This is a genomic window from Pseudomonas paralactis, assembly GCF_001439735.1.
Taxonomy (GTDB): domain Bacteria; phylum Pseudomonadota; class Gammaproteobacteria; order Pseudomonadales; family Pseudomonadaceae; genus Aquipseudomonas; species Aquipseudomonas paralactis.
On record NZ_JYLN01000012.1, the window covers coordinates 24,899 to 43,510 of the forward strand.

Sequence of the window (18,612 nt, forward strand, 5' to 3'; positions counted from 1 at the left end):
CCGTGGGCGAACCAAAACGCCCGTTTGCACTCTTAAGAGCGCCCGAAGGGTGAATGGAGGCACCTTGCTATATCGACAGGGAATACCGCAGGACGCTCCACGCGTCACTGGGGCCGGGCCTGTCCGCCTTAACCCGACGCACGAAGACTCGAACCTATAATGAAGATCAAGCCTCTGCGCCTTGTGCAACGATTCAAACGTTATTCATACATGATGTTGCCGCTGCTGCTGGTCAGCGCCGCCGCCGTCACCGCCCTGGACGCGCGTGAAAGCCGTGCGCAACCGGTCGATGGCGTGCAAACCCTGGTTTTCCTGCGCCATGGCGAGAAACCTGCCGGCGGCCTGGGCCAACTCAACTGTCAGGGCCTGAACCGCGCCATGAACCTGGCGAGCGTGTTGCCGGAAAAATTCGGCAAGGCCAACTACGTATTTGCCGCCAACCCGACGCGCAATGTTGAAGAAGGCGAGCTGGATAATTCCTACAGCTACATTCGCCCACTAATCACCATCAGCCCCAGCGCGATCAAGCTCGGCCTACCGGTGAACATCGAGTTTTCAGCGAATGACACCAGTGCCCTTGCCGAAGAACTGGTCGAGGACAAGTATCGCAACGCGATAATCTACACGGCCTGGTCCCATGGTTACTTGCCGGAGCTGATCAACAAAGTCGCCAGCGAAGCAGCCGGCGAGAAGCACACTATTACCGAAGACTGGTCCGGCAATGACTATGACTCGCTGTACGTGCTGACATTGACCTGGCACAACGGCAAGGCGTCACTGCTCAGTCGCAATTACAAGCAGGGGCTCAACAATGGTGACGAAAGCTGCCCGGACCCGACTCAGTTGAGTGCCGATTCCTGAAGGTTGAGCCGCAGGGGCGTATGATGCCGGGCTATCGACTCACCTGCGGATCCTCTTCATGTCCAATCTCGCTTCCACCCAGCCCCGTCGGGGCTGGTCGTTCTGGTACAAGCCTGCACTGTTTCTCCTGGTGGCCTGCATCGGCCTCTACTATGTGAAGTGGTCGCCCTACTACCTCAAGGCGTTTGTAGCGGCCGACAACCACAGCATTGGCGCCTCGATTCTCAATGATCAGCAAAGCTCGCCCCTGGCGGCGGCGCTGGCCTACGCCCAGGTGTATTTCCTGGCGATCTGGAAAGCCGCGGTGCTGGCGGTAATCCTCGGTTCCTTGCTACAGGTATTGATCCCTCGCGACTGGCTGCTGCGCCTGTTCGGCCGTGCCGGGCTGGGCTCGACCCTGCGCGGCGGGCTGTTCGCCTTGCCGGGGATGATGTGCAGTTGCTGTGCGGCGCCAGTGGCAGCGGGTATGCGCCGTCAGCAGGTGTCGGTGGGCGCGGCGTTGGCGTTCTGGATCGCCAACCCGGTGTTGAACCCGGCCACGCTGGTGTTCATGGGGTTTGTGCTGGGCTGGGATTTTACCGCGCTGCGGCTGGTGGCTGGGATTGTGCTGGTGGTGGGGGTGTCCCTGGTGGCGCAGCGTATTGCGCGCCCTGATCAAGTGCCGGAAGCGGCGCTGGAGGCTGTCGCCGAAGTCAGCACCGTCGAGTCGCAACCCTTCCTGGGCCGCTGGTTGCGCACCTTGTGGCAACTGTTCTGGAGCACCATCCCTGTGTACATCCTGGCGGTGCTGGTCCTCGGCGCGGCGCGGGTGTGGCTGTTCCCACACGTGGACGGCGCAATGGCCAACAGCCTGGTGTGGCTGGTGCCGCTGGCGATCGTCGGTACGCTGTTTGTGATTCCTACGGCGGCAGAGATTCCCATCGTACAAACCATGATGACCCTGGGCATGGGTACCGGCCCGGCAGTGGCCTTGCTGATGACCCTGCCGAGCGTGAGCCTGCCGTCGCTGCTGATGCTGCGCAAGGATTTCGATGCACGGGTGCTGGTGACGGTGGCCGGCTTGACCATGCTGGTGGGGGTGGTGTGTGGGTTGATTGGGGCGGTAATTCTTTAGAGTTTCAGTGGGGCTGATGGCCTCATCGCAGCATAGGTATCTACACAACTGTGCAGTTCGCCGCAGCCGCCGGTAACCACGATGCGAAGCGAGCCGCTCTTGATCTTGATCTGCTTTTGATCTTAGGCGCCCCGTTAAACCACGCTGGCCGGAATTCAGGTGGCCGTTACCGCAGGAATGGATATGTACACGGTCCAACTGTGTTGACTGTCAGGCCGTCTTCGCAGGCAAGCCAGCTCCCACAGTTGGATCGCGGTGCGTCAGCTCGATCAGCGTCGGCTGCCAGGCCGTCACGGGAGCAAGCTCCCTCGCCACAGGTCCAGCGTCGCGCCGAAGTTGTGTAGATACGGCAAGCCAGCCCCTACCTTTTGAAGTGTGAATACATACAAAGGTGGGAGCTGGCTTGCCTGCGATGGCGTCCGAAAGGTCACCCCACCCGAGCTGCTCGCTCGCGCAAATACTCCACCACCGCCCCCTGCTCCCCGGCAAACTCGATACGCGCGCCCTTGCTCTCGCGCTGGAACGCATACATCGGGTCGTAATACTCGCGCAACAAGCCTTCGATCCATACCCGGTGCAGGTCCACCGCGCCGCTGCGTGCCTGTTCGGCCAGGGCCTCCTGCAACACCGCCTGCAGCCGTTGGAAACGCTCACCGCCCAGGCGCTTGTGAATATTGGCCAGGCTCTGAGTCAGGCGTTCGGCAAATAATCGCTGGCCGGTTTCCCCAAACACGCCAATGAACTCAGCGCATAGGTCCACCACGTAATCTTTCAGGATGCGCTCGACGCGGCCTTCGACGCTGTCTTCCAGCCACACCATAGGGAAGCTCTGCATGCTCTTGTGCAACGGCAGCGGCAGCGCACAACTGCCGATCATGCGGCTCTCGTCCTCGACCACGAACTGGCCAATGCCCGCCGCGCGCTTCTTCAACAGGTCCACCGCCAGGCGATTTTCGAAGTCGATATTGGAGGGTTGCGCCGTGGCGCGCTTGCCGAAACTGGAACCGCGATGGTTGGCATGACCTTCCAGGTCCAGGGCATTGTGCAATTGGCCCAATACTTCGGTCTTGCCCGTGCCGGTCATACCGCCAAGCAGTACGAAATCGCACTCGGCGGTCGTCTGTTCCAGGGTCTCCAACAGGAACGTACGCATGGCCTTGTAGCCACCGCCGACACGCGGGTAGTCAATGCCCGCCTCGGTTTTCAACCATTGCTGCACGATCTGCGAGCGCAGCCCACCGCGAAAGCAATACAGATAGCCATCGGGGTTAGCCTGAGCAAACTGCGCCCACTGCTCGATGCGCTCGGCCTTGATCGCGCCAGAGACCAGCTCATGGCCCAGGACGATTGCGGCTTGCTGGCCTTGCTGCTTATAGCAGGTGCCCACCCGCTGACGCTCGTCGTCGGTCATCAGCGGCAGGTTGACCACACCGGGGAACGCGCCCTTGGTGAATTCCACCGGCGCGCGGGTATCCATCATCGGCCGGTCGTTGAGGAAGATGTCGCGGTAATCGGTGATGTCAGTTGCCATCAAATCACCTCTACCGCGTTGCTCTGTCGCTCAAGCAGTTCGCCGATAGGTTCAAGGCTCAGGCCCAGCTCAGCGGCTACCGCATGAAACTCGGCATCGCCTTCGGGGGTAACGGCGATCAGCAGGCCACCGCTGGTTTGTGGATCGCACAGCACGCGCTTGTGCAGCTCCTGCACGCGCCCCAGCTTGCTGGCGTAGCTCTCGAAGTTACGCAAGGTACCGCCCGGTACGCAACCCTGGTCCAGGTAATACTCAACCCCTGGCAGGCGTGGGACTTTTGCATATTCGATGCGGGCCGTCAGGCCACTGCCGTCGGCCATTTCCACCAGATGGCCGAGCAGGCCGAAACCGGTGACGTCTGTCATCGCGGTCACACCGGCCAACTTGCCGAAGCGGCTGCCGGGCTTGTTGAGAGTACACATCCAGTCACGGGCCAGGCCAATATCGGCCTCGCGCAATTTGCCCTTCTTTTCGGCGGTGGTGAGGATGCCGATACCCAAAGGCTTGGTCAGGTACAGCTTGCACCCGGCGGTGGCGGTGTCGTTGCGCTTCATGTGGCGCTTTTGCACGATCCCGGTAACGGCCAGGCCGAAGATCGGCTCCGGCGCGTCGATCGAATGCCCACCTGCCAGCGGGATGCCGGCGGCGTCACACACCGAACGGCCCCCGCGGATCACTTCACGGGCAATCTCCGGCGCCAGCACATTGACTGGCCAGCCGAGAATGGCGATGGCCATCAAGGGGTCGCCGCCCATGGCGTAGATGTCGCTGATGGCATTGGTGGCGGCGATGCGGCCGAAGTCGAAAGGATCGTCGACTATCGGCATGAAAAAGTCAGTGGTGGAGACCACGCCGCGCTCGTCGTCGATGGCGTACACCGCCGCATCATCGCGTGAAGCGTTGCCCACCCACAGGTTAGGGTCCAGGTTCTGTGCGCCACTGCCGGCAAGGATAACCTCCAACACCTGGGGCGAAATCTTGCAGCCGCAACCCGCGCCGTGGCTGTACTGGGTAAGGCGAATCGGCTCGTTCATGGGTGACCTCAAGCTATCAAGTGGGCCGATTCTAGCAGACAGCAAAAGGCCGGCTGGGCTCTTGTGAGCGCAGCCGGCCTGTTTGGGTCAGCGGTTACTGGCGGGCAGCGAGCAAACGCTTGTGGCGATTACGCCGCGCAATGTTCAGGCACTCGATAGCCGCCGAGAACGCCATGGCCGCATACACGTAGCCTTTTGGCACATGGGCGCCGAAGCCTTCGGCGATCAGCGTCATGCCGATCATGATCAAAAAGCCCAGGGCCAGCATCACCACGGTCGGGTTGTCGTTGATGAACTTGGCCAACGGTTCGGCCGCCACCAGCATCACGATCACCGAGGTCACGACAGCAATGATCATGATCGGCAAATGCTCGGTCATGCCCACAGCAGTGATGATGCTGTCGATGGAGAACACCAGGTCAAGCAACAGGATCTGCCCGATGGCCGCCGCGAAGCCGATGGCCACAGTGTTGCCCACTGTTGCTTTCTCTTCAGGCTCCGGATCCATGCTGTGATGGATTTCGGTAGTTGCCTTCCACACCAGGAACAGGCCACCGGCGATCAGAATCATGTCCTTCCACGAGAACGCCTGGCCGAGCACTTCGAACACCGGCGCCGTCAACTGCACGATAAAAGCGATGGTGCTCAACAGGCCCAGACGCAATATCAGCGCCATGCTGATACCGATGCGCCGCGCCTTGGCCCGGTGCTGCTCGGGTAATTTGTTGGTGAGGATCGAGATAAAGATCAGGTTATCAATGCCCAGCACGATTTCCATGACGATCAAGGTAGCCAGTGCGACCCAGGCGGTGGGGCTGGCGGCCAGTTGTAAAAGGTAATCCATAGGTCAGTCCTGACGTGGTAGTGCTGGGAAATTAGGTTTCTTGGGTGTTCGATTCAGCGTCTTTTTCTTCCTGATCATCCTTGTTCTGCGGATTGATCAAGCCTTGGGTCGCTTCGCTCAATGCCTGTTCGGCGGCCTTCTGGGTGTCATCAATCGCTTGTTTGGCCGTTTCACTGGCTTTGCCCAGCACTTGCTGCGCGCTTTTCTCGACCTGGTCACAACCGCTGATCATCACCAATGAAAGCGCAAGCAGCGACGCCACGCCCAGAGAATTGAGTTTCATGCTGTATTCCTCATTAGAACCATTGGGTCCAAATAGTGGCCCCGCGATAGCGAGGCATTCTATGCAGGCGAACAGTTCAGGAAAATTCGTATTTTTCTCGCGTATACTTCGTTTTTTACGAAGTGTAGACCACGATGCTCAATTATCGACAACTGCATTACTTCTGGGTGGTGGCCAAGACCGGCAGCATCGTGCGCGCCTGCGAACAACTGAATCTCACGCCCCAGACCATCAGCGGGCAGATCAGCCTGTTGGAACAAACCTTCGGCATTGCCCTGTTTCAGCGGGTGGGACGTCAGCTGGAACTGACCGAAGCCGGGCGTCAGGCGCTGCCCTACGCCGAGCAGATGTTCCAGACGGGTAATGAGCTGGAGGCAATGTTGCGCGCCCAGCCCGATGAGCAACAGATCCCGTTCAGGGTCGGCGTGGCAGATGTGGTGCCCAAATCCATCGTCTACCGGCTGATCGCGCCGACCATGGAGCTGAGCGAACCGCTGCGCATCACCTGCCGTGAAGACAAACTCGAACGTTTGCTCGCCGACCTGGCGATCCAGCGCCTGGACCTGGTGATTTCCGACAGCCCCATGCCCACGCATCTGGACATCAAGGGCTACAGCCAAAAACTGGGGGAATGTGGTATCAGCTTTTTCGCCACCCAGGCGTTGGCTGACCAGCATGGCGGCGATTTCCCACAGTGTTTGCACGGTGCGCCGTTGTTGATTCCTGGCGCAGAAACCGTGGTACGCAGCCGCTTGCAGCGCTGGTTTGCCGAGCAGCAGATTCAACCGCGGATCATCGGTGAGTTCGACGACAGTGCGTTGATGCAAGCGTTTGGGCAATCCGGCAGCGGCATCTTCATCGCCCCCAGCGTGATTGCCGACGAGGTGGTGCGCCAGTACGGCGTGGCGCTGATCGGCCAGACCGACGCGGTGACCGAGTCGTTCTACGCGATTTCGGTGGAGCGCAAGGTCAAGCATCCTGGGATCGTGGCGATTACCGAAGGGGCAAGGCGGGAGTTGTTTACCGCCCTGCCCTGAAAAATGTGGCAGTACGCCCTTTTAATCAGGCGTTGGCCGCAGAAGGTTTGGCGGTCATCAGCCACAGTGCGAGCAGAATCGACACCAGGATAAACCCCGAAGCGGCAAACCCCAGGCTGCCCAGGCCCAGGGTGTCAATCACATGCCCACCGACCATCGCACCCAGGCCGATGCCGAGATTGGCCCCGGCAATATTCAGCGAGGCGGCAAACGCCGGTGCGTGGGGCGCCGCCTTCATCAATCGCACATGGCTGACCAGGAACATCGCCGCCTGGGTCACGCCCCATACCGCCATCGCCGCCGCCAGGCCGATGGTCGAATGAATCGCCGGCACCAGTGCCACCATGCCCGCGATCATGAAGCCGCAAAACACCATAGACGCAATCAAGGGGTGACGATCCACCGCGCGCCCGCCGAGGGAATTGCCGATCAGCCCGACCGCGCCAAAGCCCATCAGGCACCAACCCACCAGCGTGCCGTCGAACCCGGCCAGGCGCTCAAGGATGTCCGCCAGGTAGGTATAGGCGGTGAACATGCCGCTGAAGACCAGGATCGACAACAGGATATGGCCCTGCATCACCGGGCTGCGCAGGATCTTGAATTGCGAGCGCAGTGTGGTCTGGGCGTTCTTTGCCTGGGTCACCGGCAGGTAGATGAACAGCAACAACGCCTTGGCCAGGGCAATCACTGCGAGCACTGCAAACGCGGTACGCCAGCCGAACATATCGGAAATCAGCGTGCCCACCGGAATCCCGAACACGGTAGCGCAGACGATGCCGAAGCCGATTTTTTCAATGGCTCGCCCGGCGAATTCAGGGCCGACAATGTCCACCGCCGTTTCGCTGGCCAAGGCCCAAAACACCGGCAGCCCCAAGGCAGGTATCAAGCGAGCCAGGGACATGACCCAAATATTGGGCGCCAATGCCGCCACGGTATTAGCCGCCGCGAACATGATCAGAATGCTGATAAACAGACGCTTGCGCTGGAACCGTGCGCAATACGCGGTCAGGAAGGGCCCGAACGCTGCCACGGTAAACGCGAACAGCGTCACCAGCAGCCCGGCCTGGGACACACTGACATTCAAGTCCCGGGCGATCGAGGGCAACAAGCCGACGATCACGAATTCTGTGGTCAGCACGGTAAAACCGGCAGCCGACAGCAGCAAGATAGGGAACAACATGCAAACTCCAGAAACAGCGACATCAACGACAGCCCGAAGGGCTCGCTGATTGAGAGGAAAGATGAGAGGGGGTGAATCTTAACAGAACATGTCCGGACTTGACCAAATCCTACGTAAGCGGGTGACGGAATGCCGCAGCGAACGAGACGCGTCCTACAGCATGCTAGACTTCGCGCCTGCTTCCTACAGTACTTTCTGCCTGCAATGCTGTGCCCTATTAAAAAAACTAGAGACAACTCTTTATGACTGCTGCCCCTTCCCTGTTGCAACGTTTAATGCGCGTCAGCCTGGTCACCCAAATTGTCATCGGCCTGATCGCCGGGATCGTGTTGGCCTTGCTGTTCCCCGAGGCCGCGCGCGCCGCTGGTTTTATCGGCAAGGTGTTTGTGACCGCGCTGAAGGCCGTCGCGCCGATCCTGGTGTTTGTGCTGGTCATGGCCTCGATTGCCAACCATAAGCATGGCCAGGAAACCCATATCCGCCCGATCCTGTTTCTTTACCTGCTCGGCACCTTTTCCGCCGCCGTGGTTGCAGTGGTCGCCAGCATGTTGTTCCCGTCTGCCCTGGTACTGGCCACCCATGACGCCACGGTAAGCGCCCCCGGCGGTATCGGCGAGGTGCTGCAAAGCCTGTTGCTCAGCGTGGTGGATAACCCGGTCAGCGCGCTGATGAATGCCAACTTCATCGGTATCCTGGCCTGGGCCATCGGCATGGGCGTTGCCATTCGCCATGCCGGTGAAACCACCCGCACGGTCCTGGACGACCTGTCCAACGGCGTCACCCTGATCGTACGCGTGGTCATCCGTTTCGCACCGCTGGGCATCTTCGGCCTGGTGGCCTCGACCCTGGCCACCTCCGGCTTCGGCGCCCTGCTCGGCTATGCGCACCTGCTGGTGGTGCTGATCGGCTGCATGGTGTTCGTGGCGCTGGTGATCAACCCCGCCATTGTGTTCTGGAAACTGCGTCGCAACCCTTACCCGCTGGTGCTGATGTGCCTGCGTGAAAGCGGCATCACCGCCTTCTTCACTCGCAGCTCGGCGGCGAACATTCCGGTCAACCTGGCGTTGAGCAAACGCCTGGGCCTGCATGAAGATACCTACTCGGTGTCGATCCCGCTCGGTGCCACCATCAATATGGCCGGTGCCGCAATCACTATCACCGTGCTGACCCTGGCCGCCGTGCATACCCTCGGGATCGTCGTGGACCTGCCGACCGCCGTGCTGCTCAGTGTAGTCGCGGCCATTTGCGCCTGTGGGGCTTCGGGTGTAGCAGGCGGCTCGCTGCTGTTGATCCCGCTGGCGTGCAGCCTGTTTGGCATCCCAAGTGAAATCGCCATGCAGGTCGTGGCTGTTGGTTTCATCATCGGCGTGCTGCAGGATTCGGCGGAAACGGCGCTGAATTCGTCTACCGATGTGTTGTTTACGGCGGCGGCTTGTTTGGGCAAGGAAGAACAGCCAGCTTAAACGCCTCGCAAAAAAAGCCCGGTGCCGTTCATTCACGAACGACACCGGGCTTTTTTATGCTTGCCGGTTTAGAACGCGCCCATGTAATCACGCTTGCCCACTTCCACACCGTTATGACGCAGCAAGGCGTAAGTGGTGGTGACGTGGAAGAAGAACTGCGGCAGGCCGTAGGTCAGCAGGTAGGACTGGCCGCTGAAGCGCTTCTCTTTAGGAGTGCCTGGGCGGGTGACGATCTCGATGCCTTCCTTGCCGTCGATCTGCTCGGGCTTGATGGTGTCGACAAACGCCAGGACTTTGGCGATCAGCGCTTGCAGGTCGGCGAAGGTGACTTCGCTGTCTTCGTACTTCGGCACTTCGATCTCGGCCAGGCGTGCCGACACGCCCTTGGCAAAGTCGACGGCGATCTGTACCTGGCGCACCAGTGGGAACATGTCCGGGAACAGGCGCGCTTGCAGCAGGGCATTGGGCTCGATGTTCTTGGCGCTAGCGTGGGCTTCGGCTTTGTTCAGCACATCGCTCAACGCGTTGAGCATTTGCTTGAAGACTGGGATAGAAGCGGCGTACAGGGAAATAGTCATGTCAGTCTCACGATAATGGCAGGGTTGGAACCAGCGGCGATTATAGCCATGCCCGGCGCTTGTCTTTTATTTTTTGAGGATTACGCTGGTGACCTTCACTGCATAGGGAACGCGCGATGACCGCCGAACATGATACCGACACCCCTGAGCCGCGCCTGAACAGCACGCAAATCCGCATCCTCGGCTGCTTGATCGAAAAACAGGCGACCAACCCGGAAACCTATCCCCTGACGCTCAACGCTTTGGTGCTGGCCTGCAATCAGAAAACCAGCCGTGAGCCGGTGATGAACCTCAGCCAGGGCCAGGTCGGCCAAAGCCTGCGTGCGCTGGAGGGCCAGGGTTTCACCCGCCTGGTCATGGGCAGCCGTGCCGATCGCTGGGAACACCGCGTGGAAAAGGCGCTGGAACTGGTGCCGGCCCAGGTGATCTTGACTGGTTTGCTGTTTCTGCGCGGGCCGCAGACAGTCAACGAGTTGCTGACCCGCAGCGGGCGTATGCATGATTTCGAAGATGCCGAGCAGGTCGTTCACCAGTTGGAACGCCTGATTGCCCGAGGACTGGCGCTATTGGTGCCGCGCCAGGCGGGGCAGCGTGAAGACCGGTACACCCATGCGCTGGGAGACCCGGCGGATATTGAAGCGATTATGACCGCGCGGGGGAATCCGGTAGAGCGTAGCGCGGGGGCTGTTTCGGTGGAGCGGATTGAAGAGCTGGAAGCGCGAATTGCCGCACTGGAAGAACGGTTGGCGCAACTGGAACAGGCCTGATCTGTAGGAGCGAGCTTGCTCGCGAAAAACGTCAACGATAACGCGTGCTTGCTGAATGAACGCGGCGTCTATGGGTTTTTCGCGAGCAAGCTCGCTCCTACAAAAGGGCCTTGTCCCTTTCCACATGGGGCATGTGCAGCCAGCTAGCTTCGGGCGAAGGCCACTGCCGCCTGGAACTGCTCCTGTGTTGGGCGCACGCTTGTATAAAGCACAAACTGCTCCAACGCCTGGATCGCGATGACTTCCAACCCAGTAATCACCCGCTTGCCCTTGGCGCGCCCATGCACGATCAGGGGCGTTTCCGCCGGGATCGCCACCACATCAAAGACCGTCTCTGCCTGATCAATCGCATCGGCATCGAACGCCAATGCCTCCGCCTCGGCCCCGCCGGTCATACCGATGGGCGTCACGTTGATCAGCATTTTTGGGCGCAGGTCGCCCAGGTCCGCCTGCCACTCATACCCCAGATTGCTGGCCAATGCCCGGCCCGCCACCTCATTGCGCGCGACGATCACACCGCTGGCATAACCGCCATCACGCAAGGCGCTGGCCACTGCCTTGGCCATGCCGCCGCTGCCGCGCAGGGCAAAGGTGGAGTCTTTGGGCACGGCGTGCTTTTTCAGCAGTTGCTCGATAGCGATGTAGTCGGTGTTGTAAGCCTTGAGATGGCCATTGGTGTTGACGATGGTGTTCAGCGAATCAATGGCTTGAACCGAATCGTCGAGTTCATCCACCAGGGCGATGGCGGCCTCCTTGAACGGCATGGAAACCCCGCAGCCCCGCACGCCCAAGGCTCGAATGCCGCCGATCGCGCCGGGTAAATCCTGGCTGCTGAAGGCTTTATAGTAGAAATTCAGCCCCAGTTGTTCGTACAGATGGTTATGAAAACGCAGGCCAAAGTTCCCAGGGCGCGCCGACAGTGACATGCACAGCTGGGTGTCCTTGTTGGGATGCATCTGCATGGGTAACTCCTTGAAGTAAGCAAATCGGTACAGACCTTACACAACCTTTACCTACTGGCCGTGCTGTTTTTTTGAAATACGTTGTCTTAAAAGTATCCCCGCGACAATCCTTGAGTCTATTGATTGCAGACCACAAGCGCAGGGGCTAACCGAGGAATGACCATGATGCGTAAAATCCCCAGAATCGCCTTGCTTATCGGCGCACTTGCGATGGCCGGCCAAGCCTCCGCCCACGGTGGTGGTTGGGGTGGCCCGGCAGTGTTGGGCGCGCTTGTCGGTGCGGCTGTCGTTGGCTCCGTGGTTGCCAGTCAGCCTCGTGAGGTCTATGTGCAACAGCCGGTGTATGTCCAACCGCAGCCAGTGTATGCCGCCCCACCGCCGGTCTATTACGCGCCGCCGCCACCGGTGTATGTGCAGCAGCAGGTTTACTACCGCCCGGCGCCGGTCTACTACGGGCCTCCCCGTGGCTATTATGGCCCGCCTCGCGGCTACTACGGCCCTCCCCACGGCTACTACCGCCACGGTTGGTAAGTATCAATGGAGTTGACTTGAACAGGCCTCGCCCACATGCGGGGCCTTTTTTTGCCTGGAACGTCCGGTTTTATCCTGCCAATGTCGCTATGACGACAATCCCACAGTACAAGAGTCGCATATCCTCTTGATCGGCCCAGGCGTGCGCTGTCATGGTTGCGTCATAAAACAGTCTCACTATCGACCCGGTCCACCAATAACAATTAAGGACGAACGAACATGCCCACCCAGAATCCGCACCGCACCGCCGGCCTCTGCACGTCCAGCAAGGTCTACAGCGCCTTGACCGAGCTCAAGCACCTTGAAGGCCATCGCAGCGCAAAATTCCTGGCGCTGCTGGCGGAAAACCTGGTGCGCAAGGGGCTGCTCAGTGAACACGAAGTGGTGAACATGCTCGACCAGGTGGTGGATTAACGCCTGGCGTTGATGTCGACTATCGAGCCAGGTGATTTTTCCCGGATAGCGACACACCTTAAGGTGACCTCCATAGCGATTGGAGGTACTTATGCCCACTGTTCAAATCATGTCTGTCATCGGTAGCGCCGTTCCCACCCCTCTGCGCAAGCTCGGCTTGCTCGCCTGCTGGTACGTGGTACGCGATGGCGAGCCTATCAGCGGCCCGCTCACGTCGTTATCCGACGCCGAGGCACAGCGCCGGCGGGTATCGGACTTCATGCTTCAAGCCTAGGGCAACGGCAACTTGACCCGCGGTTTGGTTTCAACGAACAACGCCCAGCACGACATGAACAAGGCCGCCACCAGCGGCCCGATCACGAAGCCGTTGAGGCCAAACACCGACAAGCCTCCCAGGGTCGAGATCAGGATCAGGTAGTCCGGCATCTTGGTGTCCTTGCCCACCAACACCGGGCGCAGCACGTTGTCTACCAGGCCGATCACGAATACGCCAAAAAGCCCCAGCACCACGCCCTGCCAGATGGCACCGCTCAGCAGGAAATATATAGCCACAGGCGCCCAGACAATCCCTGCGCCCACCGCTGGCAGCAGGGACAGAAACGCCATCAATACTGCCCAGAGCAACGCACTGGGTATGTCCAGGAACCAAAAGATCAGGCCACCCAGCGCCCCCTGAGTGACCGCCACCAATACATTGCCCTTGACCGTTGCCCGCACCACCCGGTTGAACTTGAGTTGCAGGCGGCGCTTTTGCGGCTCGGCCAGCGGCACCGCCGTGCGCACCTTGCGTACCAGCTCGGGGCCATCACGGAGCAGGAAAAACAGCAGGTACAGCATGATGAAAAAGCTCACCAGGAAATCAAAGGTGCCCTGGCCAAAACTGAATGCCTGGGAGGCAAAAAACTGACTGCCCTGCATCGCGCCCTTGGCTACCTTTTCACTCAGCCCCTCCAGGTTGCCCATGCCGAAGCGGTCGAGCAGTTGCTGGAAATACGGCGGCAGGAAGTTCTTGAACTGTTCGATATAACCGGCCACGTCCAGCTTGCCGCTTTCGACGTTTTTATACAGCGTGGCGCCTTCTTGCACCAACAATGCACTGGTGATGATCACAGGCAGAATCGCGATCACCAGACACACCATCAAGGTAGTCAGGGAGGTCAGGTTGCGGTTCCAGGCAAAACGCTGCTGCAGGCGGCGTTGCATCGGTGCAAAGATGATGCCCAGGATCACCGCCCAGAACACCGCGCCGTAGAACGGCAGCAATATCCAGATAAAGGCGATGGTCACCAGCGCCAGCAACAGCAGCAGGGTTTTAAATTGCAGGTTGGTTTGATTCATGTCCGGTCCATATGAGAAAGCCGGGCCGGTGTCGGCCCTGTTGCTTAGTCCGCGGCGAAACCTGGGAGTGCCCTTGTTTATCGAACAAGCATAGATCGGCTTGTTTAGACCTGGGTCAATGAACGATGGGCGCCCCTGCACTACCCTCGCGCCTTTTTGCGACCCACGCCCATGCCCCCGATAATCGTCCCCGAACTGCTCGCCCCCGCCGGCACCTTGAAAAACATGCGCTATGCCTTTGCCTACGGCGCCGACGCGGTATACGCCGGCCAGCCGCGCTACAGCCTGCGCGTGCGCAACAACGAATTCGACCACGCCAACCTAGCCCTCGGTATCCAGGAAGCCCATGCCCAGGGCAAGCGTTTTTACGTGGTGGTGAACATCGCGCCGCACAACGCCAAGCTCAAGACGTTCCTCAAGGACCTGGCCCCGGTGATCGCCATGGGCCCGGATGCGCTGATCATGTCCGATCCCGGGCTGATCATGCTGGTGCGCCAGCATTTCGCGCAGATGCCGATTCATCTGTCGGTACAGGCCAATACGGTGAACTGGGCCAGCGTGGAGTTCTGGCAACAACAAGGCATTGGCCGGGTGATCCTGTCGCGAGAGCTGTCCCTGGAAGAAATCGGCGAGATCCGCCAGCACGTACCGACCATGGAGCTGGAGGTGTTTGTACATGGCGCCTTGTGCATGGCCTATTCCGGGCGCTGCCTGCTGTCGGGCTACATGAATAAGCGCGACGCCAACCAGGGCACCTGCACCAACGCCTGCCGTTGGAAATACCAGGCCACGCCGGCAGTGGAGAACGCGACCGGCGACATCGTCCAGCACCATCAGCCGACGCTGGGGCTCGGTACACCCACCGATCAAGTATTCCTGTTACAGGAAGCCAACCGCCCCGATGAGCAAATGCCCGCCTTTGAAGATGAGCATGGCACCTACATCATGAACGCCAAGGACTTGCGCGCCGTGCAGCATGTGGAGCGCCTGGCGCAGATGGGCGTGCACTCATTGAAGATCGAGGGCCGCACCAAATCCCATTTCTATTGCGCACGCACCACCCAGGTGTATCGCCAGGCGATCGATGACGCAGTGGCCGGGCGCGCGTTTGATCGCGGCTTGATGACCAACCTGGAATCTCTGGCCCAGCGCGGTTACACCGAAGGTTTCTTGCGCCGGCATGTGCACGACGAATACCAGAACTACCAGAACGGCAGTTCGGTGTCCGAGCGCCAGCAGTTTGTGGGGGAATTGACCGGCGAACGTCGCGGGGAATTGGCCGAGGTCAAGGTGAAGAATCGCTTTGCCGTGGACGATCACCTGGAGTTGATGACGCCCGCCGGCAATTTTCACTTTGACTTGGCCACCTTGCACAACGCCAAGGGGCAAGCCATGGAGGTGGCGCCGGGGGATGGGCACACGGTGTATGTGCCCTTGCCGGCCGAGATGGACCTGGGTTTTGGCCTGCTGATGCGCGACGTTGTGGTCGGGGTCAAATCCTGAACTGGCCGACCAACTGCCCCAAACGCTGGCCCAGGTCCGCGAGGCTGCGGGAGGTCTGGGCGCCGAGCTGGGTTTCATCCGCAACGCTGTCCACCGCCACGGCAATCTGATGCACGCTGCGGTTGATCTCTTCGGCCACAGCGGTCTGCTCTTCGGCAGCGCTGGCAATCTGTGCGTTCATTGAGTTGATGGTACCGATCAACTGGGCCATGGTATCGAGGGACGCGCCGGCTTCGTTGGCCTGAGCCGAGGTACCTTCGCCCGCATCGCTGGAGCGACGCATCGCGTCTACGGCGGCTTCAGTGCCTTTTTGCAGGCGGTCGATCATGCCCTGGATTTCCTGGGTGCTGGTTTGCGTGCGGCTGGCCAGGGCGCGCACTTCATCGGCGACCACGGCAAAGCCACGGCCAGCCTCCCCGGCCCGCGCAGCCTCGATGGCCGCATTGAGCGCCAGCAGGTTGGTTTGTTCGGCAATCGAGCGGATCACACCGAGCACACTGACAATCGACGACACATCCTGCTGCAGGCTGTCCAGGGACACACCGCTGCTGCGAATATCACTTACCAGCGCGTGAATCTGCGCGATGCTGCCGTCTACCACGCGTTTAGCGGCCTGGCCTTCGGCATCGGTCTGTTGCGCGGCGACAGCGGCGCCCTGGGCACTGCGCGCCACTTCATGGGCTGCGGACGACATCTGATTGATCGCGGTGGCCACCTGATCGGTTTCGTGGCGCTGGCGTTCCATGGCCTGCTCGGAGCGCTGGGCCTGGTCGGACACTTGGCTCACCAGCCCGGTGAGTTGGGCAGTCATGTCGGTGATCTGGCGCACCAGGCCGTGGATTTTATCGACAAAGCGATTGAACGCGCCGGCCAGTTCGCCCAGCTCATCCTGGCTGGTAATGGCCAGGCGGCGAGTCAGGTCGCCTTCACCGGCGGCGATGTCGTCCAGGTTGGCTTTCATCAGGTTCAGCGGGCGCAGGATGGTGTTGGCGACTAACATGCCCACCGCCGCAATCACCAGCAACACCACCACCGCCACGCCCAGGATGCTCAACAGCACGCCTTGCATACGTTGTTCGACCTTATCCTGGACTACCGCCACCTGGGCCTCGATACCGTCCAGGTTCACCGAGGTGCCGATCACCATGTCCCACTTGGGCAGGTATTCGGTGTAGCCGAGCTTGGGCACCAGTTCGGTCTGGCCGGGTTGGGTTGAACTGTATTGCAGGTAGTGGGTGCCGTCCTTGCCGACCTTGACCAGGTCGCGATTGACGTAGACACCGTTGGGGTCACGGTTGTCCTTGAAGCTTTTGCCCACGCCATCCGGGCTGTTGCCCTTGAACAGGCGGATCGTCTCGGAGTCGTAGCCGAAGAAATAGCCGTCTTTGCCGTAGCTAGTGTTGGAGAGCAACTTGACCACCTGCGCTCGCGCCGCGTTATCCCCGGGCGCGGCTGCGTCGTAGAGCGGCTTGATGGTGGTCATGGCCACTTCGACATAGCCTTGCAAGGTCGCCTTGGCATCGTTGAGCAGGCGCTGGCGGGTTTCATCCACTTCGTTGCGGGCCTGGCCCTGCAGAATCCACACGGTGGTCAAGCTGATGACCACGGCAAACAACAACACCGGCACGACGGCAAGGGCCAGGACTTTGGCCTTCAAACTCAGACGCATGGCTTTTCTCTCTTGTTAGTGGCGACTTGAGAGGTTAACGGCCATGTGAGCGATTACTGTAGGAGCGAGCTTGCTCGCGAAGAACCTGAGAGCACTGAGGGGTGCCAGGTTGCCCGCGTTATCGTTGACGCTTTTCGCGAGCAAGCTCGCTCCTACAGGAACCTCGTCAGAGCGTCATCGCGGCCAGCCAGCCGAACGCCAGCAGCGGCAGGTTGTAGTGCAGGAAGGTCGGCACCACGGTGTCCCAGATATGGTGGTGCTGGCCGTCGATATTCAGGCCGGAGGTGGGGCCGAGGGTAGAATCCGACGCGGGCGAGCCGGCATCGCCCAAGGCACCGGCGGTACCGACGATGCACACAATGGCCAACGGGCTGAAGCCCAGTTGCACACACAGCGGCACGAAAATCGCCGCGAGGATCGGCACCGTGGAAAACGACGAGCCGATGCCCATGGTTACCAACAACCCCACCAGCAGCATCAACAACGCGCCGACGCCCCGGCTATGGCCGATGAACGCCGCCGAGGTTTGCACCAGCGAATTCACGTCACCGGTGGCCTTGAGCACTTCGGCAAAGCCCGACGAGGCGATCATGATGAAGCCGATCATCGCCATCATCTTCATGCCTTCGGTGAACAGGTCATCGGTGTCGCGCCAGCGCACGATGCCCGACACCGAGAAGATCAAAAAGCCGGCCAGGGCGCCGATGATCATCGAGTCCAGCCACAGCTGAATGATGAACGCGGCAGCAATCGCCAGCCCGGCCACCAGCAGGGTCAGCGGGTTGTACTGCACCGCCACTTGCTCGACGCGCTCGATTTTTTCCAGGTCGTACACGCGTTTTTTGCGGTAGCTGACAAACACCGCCACCAGCAGGCCGACCACCATGCCCAGTGCCGGCAGGCCCATGGCGTGCGTGACGTTGACCTGGCTGATATCCACGCCGCTCTTGGCCACGTTGGCCAGCAGGATCTGGTTGAGGAAGATATTGCCGAAACCCACCGGCAGGAACATGTACGGCGTGATCAAGCCGAAGGTCATCACGCAGGCGATCAGGCGGCGGTCCAGTTGCAGCTTGGTCAGCACGTACAACAGCGGCGGTACCAGCAACGGAATGAACGCAATATGGATCGGCAGGATGTTCTGCGAAGCAATCGCCACCACCCACAACAAGCCGATCAGCAGCCATTTGACGTGGTTGCCACCGCTGGCGTCCTGGCGATCCACCAGCAGCAAGGCTTTGTCTGCCAGCGCATGGGCCAGCCCGGACTTGGCAATCGCCACGGCGAAAGCCCCGAGCAATGCGTAGGACAAGGCCACGGTCGCGCCGCCGCCCAGCCCGCCGTTGAAGGCCTTGAGCGTGGCCTCGATGCCCAGGCCACCGGTCAAACCGCCCACCAGGGCGCCGACGATAATGGCGATGACTACATGCACGCGGGACAAGCTGAGCACCAGCATGGTGCCGACCGCGGCGATGACTGCGTTAATCATGGTTACCTCAAGCA

The 18,612-nt window shown here is 60.4% G+C and carries 19 protein-coding genes and 2 pseudogenes; 9 read left to right on the plus strand and 12 right to left on the minus strand.

The features are described 5' to 3' along the window. The first annotated feature begins 159 nt into the window (after positions 1-159). Both TX23_RS23845 and TX23_RS23850 read left to right on the plus strand, forming a co-directional pair. On the plus strand, positions 160-861 hold the full coding sequence (locus TX23_RS23845; protein WP_057704315.1) for a hypothetical protein: 702 nt from the start codon (positions 160-162) through the stop codon (positions 859-861). A 58-nt stretch (positions 862-919) separates the two neighbouring features. Next, positions 920-1,975 (plus strand): permease, encoded by a 1,056-nt coding sequence (locus TX23_RS23850; RefSeq protein WP_057704316.1) that lies wholly within the window; start codon positions 920-922, stop codon positions 1,973-1,975. Between the two features lie 427 nt (positions 1,976-2,402). Here TX23_RS23850 and mnmH read toward each other — a convergent pair whose 3' ends face one another. The 4 genes from mnmH to TX23_RS23870 form a co-directional block, all read right to left on the minus strand. Further along, positions 2,403-3,506, minus strand: coding sequence for a tRNA 2-selenouridine(34) synthase MnmH (gene mnmH, locus TX23_RS23855; protein WP_057704317.1), 1,104 nt, complete (start codon positions 3,504-3,506; stop codon positions 2,403-2,405). Next, complete coding sequence (gene selD / locus TX23_RS23860) at positions 3,506-4,540, minus strand: selenide, water dikinase SelD (RefSeq protein WP_057704318.1); 1,035 nt, start codon at positions 4,538-4,540, stop codon at positions 3,506-3,508. The genes mnmH and selD overlap by 1 nt, the downstream gene beginning before the upstream one ends. Positions 4,541-4,634: 94 nt before the next feature. Further along, the gene (locus TX23_RS23865) at positions 4,635-5,384 is read right to left on the minus strand and encodes a TerC family protein (protein ID WP_057704319.1); all 750 of its coding nucleotides are present in this window, start codon (positions 5,382-5,384) and stop codon (positions 4,635-4,637) included. A gap of 31 nt (positions 5,385-5,415) precedes the next feature. Further along, positions 5,416-5,667 (minus strand): hypothetical protein, encoded by a 252-nt coding sequence (locus TX23_RS23870; RefSeq protein ID WP_057704320.1) that lies wholly within the window; start codon positions 5,665-5,667, stop codon positions 5,416-5,418. A gap of 134 nt (positions 5,668-5,801) precedes the next feature. Here TX23_RS23870 and nhaR point away from each other — a divergent pair, with 134 nt between their 5' ends. Beyond that, complete coding sequence (gene nhaR, locus TX23_RS23875) at positions 5,802-6,704, plus strand: transcriptional activator NhaR (RefSeq protein ID WP_057704321.1); 903 nt, start codon at positions 5,802-5,804, stop codon at positions 6,702-6,704. Positions 6,705-6,729: 25 nt separating this feature from the next. On the opposite strand, the gene TX23_RS23880 is transcribed toward nhaR, so the two are convergent. Next, positions 6,730-7,884: an MFS transporter gene (locus TX23_RS23880; RefSeq protein ID WP_057704322.1), complete on the minus strand. Its 1,155-nt coding sequence runs from the start codon at positions 7,882-7,884 to the stop codon at positions 6,730-6,732. Positions 7,885-8,126: 242 nt separating this feature from the next. Between TX23_RS23880 and sstT the strand changes: the two genes are divergently transcribed. Further along, positions 8,127-9,347 (plus strand): serine/threonine transporter SstT, encoded by a 1,221-nt coding sequence (gene sstT / locus TX23_RS23885; RefSeq protein ID WP_057704323.1) that lies wholly within the window; start codon positions 8,127-8,129, stop codon positions 9,345-9,347. Positions 9,348-9,415: 68 nt separating this feature from the next. Here sstT and TX23_RS23890 read toward each other — a convergent pair whose 3' ends face one another. Beyond that, the gene (locus TX23_RS23890; protein ID WP_044273114.1) at positions 9,416-9,925 is read right to left on the minus strand and encodes a DUF1993 domain-containing protein; all 510 of its coding nucleotides are present in this window, start codon (positions 9,923-9,925) and stop codon (positions 9,416-9,418) included. A gap of 116 nt (positions 9,926-10,041) precedes the next feature. Between TX23_RS23890 and TX23_RS23895 the strand changes: the two genes are divergently transcribed. Continuing rightward, positions 10,042-10,692: a YceH family protein gene (locus tag TX23_RS23895; RefSeq protein ID WP_057704324.1), complete on the plus strand. Its 651-nt coding sequence runs from the start codon at positions 10,042-10,044 to the stop codon at positions 10,690-10,692. Between the two features lie 143 nt (positions 10,693-10,835). On the opposite strand, the gene TX23_RS23900 is transcribed toward TX23_RS23895, so the two are convergent. Next, positions 10,836-11,654 (minus strand): shikimate 5-dehydrogenase, encoded by an 819-nt coding sequence (locus TX23_RS23900; protein ID WP_057704325.1) that lies wholly within the window; start codon positions 11,652-11,654, stop codon positions 10,836-10,838. A gap of 156 nt (positions 11,655-11,810) precedes the next feature. Between TX23_RS23900 and TX23_RS23905 the strand changes: the two genes are divergently transcribed. From TX23_RS23905 to TX23_RS23915, 3 genes are all read left to right on the plus strand, one after another. Then, complete coding sequence (locus tag TX23_RS23905) at positions 11,811-12,185, plus strand: hypothetical protein (RefSeq protein WP_078820851.1); 375 nt, start codon at positions 11,811-11,813, stop codon at positions 12,183-12,185. A gap of 219 nt (positions 12,186-12,404) precedes the next feature. Then, positions 12,405-12,599, plus strand: a complete 195-nt coding sequence (locus TX23_RS23910; RefSeq protein WP_003190284.1) for a hypothetical protein — start codon at positions 12,405-12,407, stop codon at positions 12,597-12,599. A gap of 91 nt (positions 12,600-12,690) precedes the next feature. Next, the gene (locus tag TX23_RS23915; protein ID WP_057704326.1) at positions 12,691-12,873 is read left to right on the plus strand and encodes a hypothetical protein; all 183 of its coding nucleotides are present in this window, start codon (positions 12,691-12,693) and stop codon (positions 12,871-12,873) included. On the opposite strand, the gene TX23_RS23920 is transcribed toward TX23_RS23915, so the two are convergent. Then, positions 12,870-13,937, minus strand: coding sequence for an AI-2E family transporter (locus TX23_RS23920; protein ID WP_057704327.1), 1,068 nt, complete (start codon positions 13,935-13,937; stop codon positions 12,870-12,872). The genes TX23_RS23915 and TX23_RS23920 overlap by 4 nt on opposite strands. Before the next feature lie 171 nt (positions 13,938-14,108). On the opposite strand from TX23_RS23920, the gene trhP reads away from it, so the two are divergent. Beyond that, the gene (gene trhP / locus TX23_RS23925; protein WP_057704328.1) at positions 14,109-15,440 is read left to right on the plus strand and encodes a prephenate-dependent tRNA uridine(34) hydroxylase TrhP; all 1,332 of its coding nucleotides are present in this window, start codon (positions 14,109-14,111) and stop codon (positions 15,438-15,440) included. On the opposite strand, the gene TX23_RS28870 is transcribed toward trhP, so the two are convergent. The 4 genes and pseudogenes from TX23_RS28870 to TX23_RS23935 form a co-directional block, all read right to left on the minus strand. Then, positions 15,430-16,251: a methyl-accepting chemotaxis protein gene (locus TX23_RS28870; protein WP_407071393.1), complete on the minus strand. Its 822-nt coding sequence runs from the start codon at positions 16,249-16,251 to the stop codon at positions 15,430-15,432. The two genes, trhP and TX23_RS28870, sit on opposite strands and share 11 nt — an antisense overlap. 36 nt (positions 16,252-16,287) lie before the next feature. Next, positions 16,288-17,109, minus strand: a pseudogene (locus TX23_RS28875) (cache domain-containing protein); the annotation flags it as partial. A gap of 54 nt (positions 17,110-17,163) precedes the next feature. Further along, a pseudogene (locus TX23_RS28555) lies at positions 17,164-17,253 on the minus strand (outer membrane lipoprotein carrier protein LolA); the annotation flags it as partial. A 22-nt stretch (positions 17,254-17,275) separates the two neighbouring features. Then, a complete protein-coding gene (locus tag TX23_RS23935; RefSeq protein WP_167346953.1) occupies positions 17,276-18,595 on the minus strand; it encodes a Na+/H+ antiporter family protein in 1,320 nt (439 codons plus the stop codon). Between the last annotated feature and the right edge of the window lie 17 nt (positions 18,596-18,612).

What these genes read in the sequence shown, in the direction of transcription:
- TX23_RS23845 (WP_057704315.1), top strand. Translation starts at nt 160, where the DNA reads ATGAAGATCAAGCCTCTGCGCCTTGTGCAACGATTCAAACGTTATTCA.
- TX23_RS23850 (WP_057704316.1), top strand. Translation starts at nt 920, where the DNA reads ATGTCCAATCTCGCTTCCACCCAGCCCCGTCGGGGCTGGTCGTTCTGG.
- mnmH (WP_057704317.1), bottom strand. Translation starts at nt 3,506, where the DNA reads ATGGCAACTGACATCACCGATTACCGCGACATCTTCCTCAACGACCGG.
- selD (WP_057704318.1), bottom strand. Translation starts at nt 4,540, where the DNA reads ATGAACGAGCCGATTCGCCTTACCCAGTACAGCCACGGCGCGGGTTGC.
- TX23_RS23865 (WP_057704319.1), bottom strand. Translation starts at nt 5,384, where the DNA reads ATGGATTACCTTTTACAACTGGCCGCCAGCCCCACCGCCTGGGTCGCA.
- TX23_RS23870 (WP_057704320.1), bottom strand. Translation starts at nt 5,667, where the DNA reads ATGAAACTCAATTCTCTGGGCGTGGCGTCGCTGCTTGCGCTTTCATTG.
- nhaR (WP_057704321.1), top strand. Translation starts at nt 5,802, where the DNA reads ATGCTCAATTATCGACAACTGCATTACTTCTGGGTGGTGGCCAAGACC.
- TX23_RS23880 (WP_057704322.1), bottom strand. Translation starts at nt 7,884, where the DNA reads ATGTTGTTCCCTATCTTGCTGCTGTCGGCTGCCGGTTTTACCGTGCTG.
- sstT (WP_057704323.1), top strand. Translation starts at nt 8,127, where the DNA reads ATGACTGCTGCCCCTTCCCTGTTGCAACGTTTAATGCGCGTCAGCCTG.
- TX23_RS23890 (WP_044273114.1), bottom strand. Translation starts at nt 9,925, where the DNA reads ATGACTATTTCCCTGTACGCCGCTTCTATCCCAGTCTTCAAGCAAATG.
- TX23_RS23895 (WP_057704324.1), top strand. Translation starts at nt 10,042, where the DNA reads ATGACCGCCGAACATGATACCGACACCCCTGAGCCGCGCCTGAACAGC.
- TX23_RS23900 (WP_057704325.1), bottom strand. Translation starts at nt 11,654, where the DNA reads ATGCAGATGCATCCCAACAAGGACACCCAGCTGTGCATGTCACTGTCG.
- TX23_RS23905 (WP_078820851.1), top strand. Translation starts at nt 11,811, where the DNA reads ATGACCATGATGCGTAAAATCCCCAGAATCGCCTTGCTTATCGGCGCA.
- TX23_RS23910 (WP_003190284.1), top strand. Translation starts at nt 12,405, where the DNA reads ATGCCCACCCAGAATCCGCACCGCACCGCCGGCCTCTGCACGTCCAGC.
- TX23_RS23915 (WP_057704326.1), top strand. Translation starts at nt 12,691, where the DNA reads ATGCCCACTGTTCAAATCATGTCTGTCATCGGTAGCGCCGTTCCCACC.
- TX23_RS23920 (WP_057704327.1), bottom strand. Translation starts at nt 13,937, where the DNA reads ATGAATCAAACCAACCTGCAATTTAAAACCCTGCTGCTGTTGCTGGCG.
- trhP (WP_057704328.1), top strand. Translation starts at nt 14,109, where the DNA reads ATGCCCCCGATAATCGTCCCCGAACTGCTCGCCCCCGCCGGCACCTTG.
- TX23_RS28870 (WP_407071393.1), bottom strand. Translation starts at nt 16,251, where the DNA reads ATGACTGCCCAACTCACCGGGCTGGTGAGCCAAGTGTCCGACCAGGCC.